Origin of the sequence: Vibrio sp. L85, from assembly GCF_963871815.1 — a bacterium.
In the GTDB taxonomy this organism is placed as follows: domain Bacteria; phylum Pseudomonadota; class Gammaproteobacteria; order Enterobacterales; family Vibrionaceae; genus Vibrio; species Vibrio harveyi.
Window position 1 is genome coordinate 1 of sequence record NZ_CAWMYL010000031.1, and the last position, 2,496, is coordinate 2,496.

At 38.5% G+C, this 2,496-nt stretch carries 3 protein-coding genes; all 3 read right to left on the minus strand.

Going from position 1 to position 2,496, the window contains the following annotated elements:
• A partial coding sequence (locus AACR11_RS06625; protein ID WP_114145631.1) for a hypothetical protein occupies positions 1-1,030 on the minus strand: 1,030 nt, incomplete at its 3' end.
• A gap of 688 nt (positions 1,031-1,718) precedes the next feature.
• Positions 1,719-2,036 (minus strand): CcdB family protein, encoded by a 318-nt coding sequence (locus AACR11_RS06630; RefSeq protein WP_017819275.1) that lies wholly within the window; start codon positions 2,034-2,036, stop codon positions 1,719-1,721.
• Entirely contained in the window at positions 2,036-2,281 is a 246-nt protein-coding gene (locus tag AACR11_RS06635; RefSeq protein ID WP_017188783.1) for a type II toxin-antitoxin system CcdA family antitoxin, read from the minus strand. The genes AACR11_RS06630 and AACR11_RS06635 overlap by 1 nt, the downstream gene beginning before the upstream one ends.
• Positions 2,282-2,496: the final 215 nt, after the last annotated feature.

Sequence of the window (2,496 nt, forward strand, 5' to 3'; positions counted from 1 at the left end):
ACATTTCTAAATGGGTCAAACCGGACATTACTATCGGGGGCGTACAGTATCTGACACTGAGATTCTTTCTTATGTTAAGTTCTTTTCCTGTTAATTTACCCACTTGATCGATTTCTACGACAACATCATCAGGGTGAGCATGTCTCATTGCTGTCGTCACACTGTTTAGAATCTTTTTCGAGTTTGCTGAAGCTTTACGTTTATAGGTTAGTTCCAACGATACTTGTATATCGCTACCATCAACAGCATCTTGAACTAGTAGGTTGGTATCAATGCCAAACTTTTCAAGAAGTTCATTACTTCCAAATGCTCCTAAGAGCATGTCCAAACCACGACCTTTAGGTGTAAAAGAGACACTTTTGGTATCAAATGTCTCAAGTTCTTTTACACTTGCTAGCGGTTCATTATTAACAGTGTCTACAAGTGGTGTTCCGATCTTAATAGACTTTGTGTCATTAGCTGCAATTTTTTCTTGAAGTTCTGTCGGTACTTCTGTTGAAAGCAAAACTCTTCCTTCATCTAACACCCCCGCTTTTTGTAGGTACCAGTTCAAGTAGTTTTCTAAGTCTCTAGTCCTCAATGTTGCGGATTGAATCACTGCTAAGTGATTCTTAAATACACCTAAGTACATAATGCTATCTAAAAACTCACGTTTTTTTCCGTCATCAGTATCAGTTGGTGCAACCTGTTCGACATCAAGATATTCGGCACTTGTATCTACAGTTACCACGTTCATGTTGGTATTGTCAGTGTATTTCAGTAAATCACAGAACTGTATACCCCATAATTTTGTATGGTGGTTTATGAACAATTTGGACTTAACAACATCTTCACCATCATCTTCACTATCCGTATCGTCAGAGAAGATTTCAAGGTAACGTTGTCCTACTTTAGGTGTTTTAGCCAAAGCTCTGGTCAATAATTCTTCTAGATTATACGCACCGTCATAGTTAAATATCTGGGCTCTGCGGTAATGTAGAGTTTTGGTTTTAAATGTAATTTCGTCTTTTTCAGGTTCAGTTGACAGCATAGAAGAAGTGCTAGTTAGTGAAAGTTATGGGATGCTATATTAACTTGAGGTTATTGTCACTGTTGCACATCAAGCTTTAGTGAAATTGTAGTCATAACAAAGCATTTAAGAGTGATTCGCAACGCGTGGCATTTTCACTATGCGTTGTGTTTCGTGTTTAAGGTGGTATGCGGCGGCTTTGGTATTGCGTTGCTCACACCTTAACAGGGCGTTAGGCGACATTAGATAAACGATAGAGTCGTGATAGAAACTTGGCGTGAATCTAGCCTCAGTTAACAGAAAAGGAGTGGGTTAATGAATGGTAAAGCATTTGATAATTGGAAAAAATCTCGAGAGAAAGGATGTTTAAATTGGCTTTTTAGAACAACTTTCCTCACATCTATTTTGTACATAATTTTCAATGTAATTTTCCTTTATCCATCTTCAGATGCGGCAAGCATTATGATTTTCTTATCGGATAATGCTCTAAATTATTCCATTTACACGATCGGGATGTTTTTCGCATTTTGGGCTCTCTGGCTATACAACGAATCTTCGTATGAGAAAGAAGTTAAACGTAGAAACGTCGCTTAACAAATTGTTCAAGAGTGATTCACAACACGTGGCGTTTTTAGTCCCTCGTTGAGTTTGGTGTTTAAGGTGGTATGGCTAGGTTTAGTGGTGGTGTTGCTCACTATTTGACAAGGTGTTATATGCCAGTAATCAAAAAGTCGATAGCGGCGATAATTTCGTTTCTGAACGTACTTAACTCGTTGACTGGGGTCGTAAGGAGTTTAGTTGGAACGCTAGCCATTTGTTGAGTAAGAATCGCAAAGTCACCTTCGTCAATATGGATTGTAGGACACAGATGGCTAGGGGCTTTTTTCTTTAGAAGCTCGATAGGAGTTAAGGGAATAACCAAGCGAGTACTCAATGAATCTAGCAACTCGCTTTGAACATCAACGAAATATGGGTAAGTGCTAGCGGTGCTTTTGTCGTTGTTTTTATAAAGCGTAAATTGTGACATTAGAATACTCGGTATGAATCGGAAAATAGTCCATGCTTTGTAGTTAAATCATTGCAAGCTTCAATGGCTTCAGTATTTTGCTCTAGCCATTCGACTTTTAGCTGTTGTTTGACTTCTTTTTCCAAAGCTTTTTCCATTGTTGCTGATAAGTTGATGTTTAAGCGCTTAGCTTCGGCGAGTAACTCGCTGTTTAGACTTAGGTTTGTAGCTTTTTTAGGTGCATTTGTGCGATATGTATTTCTCATAAGTCATCCTATGCGTATTGTTGGTGCGCATTGATTATAGGTGGAAACTAGGAATATAACAATTTCTTTACGAGAGATTCAGCAAGTATGGGGCTTTCTTTTTGTTCACGCTTCCGAGGAGCGCTGCCATACATTTATTTGTCAAAGGTGATGGTTTTAACCAGTTAAGAAGTGGCCCCCAAATTTCGGACATGACTTTAAGTGATTGATCTGTT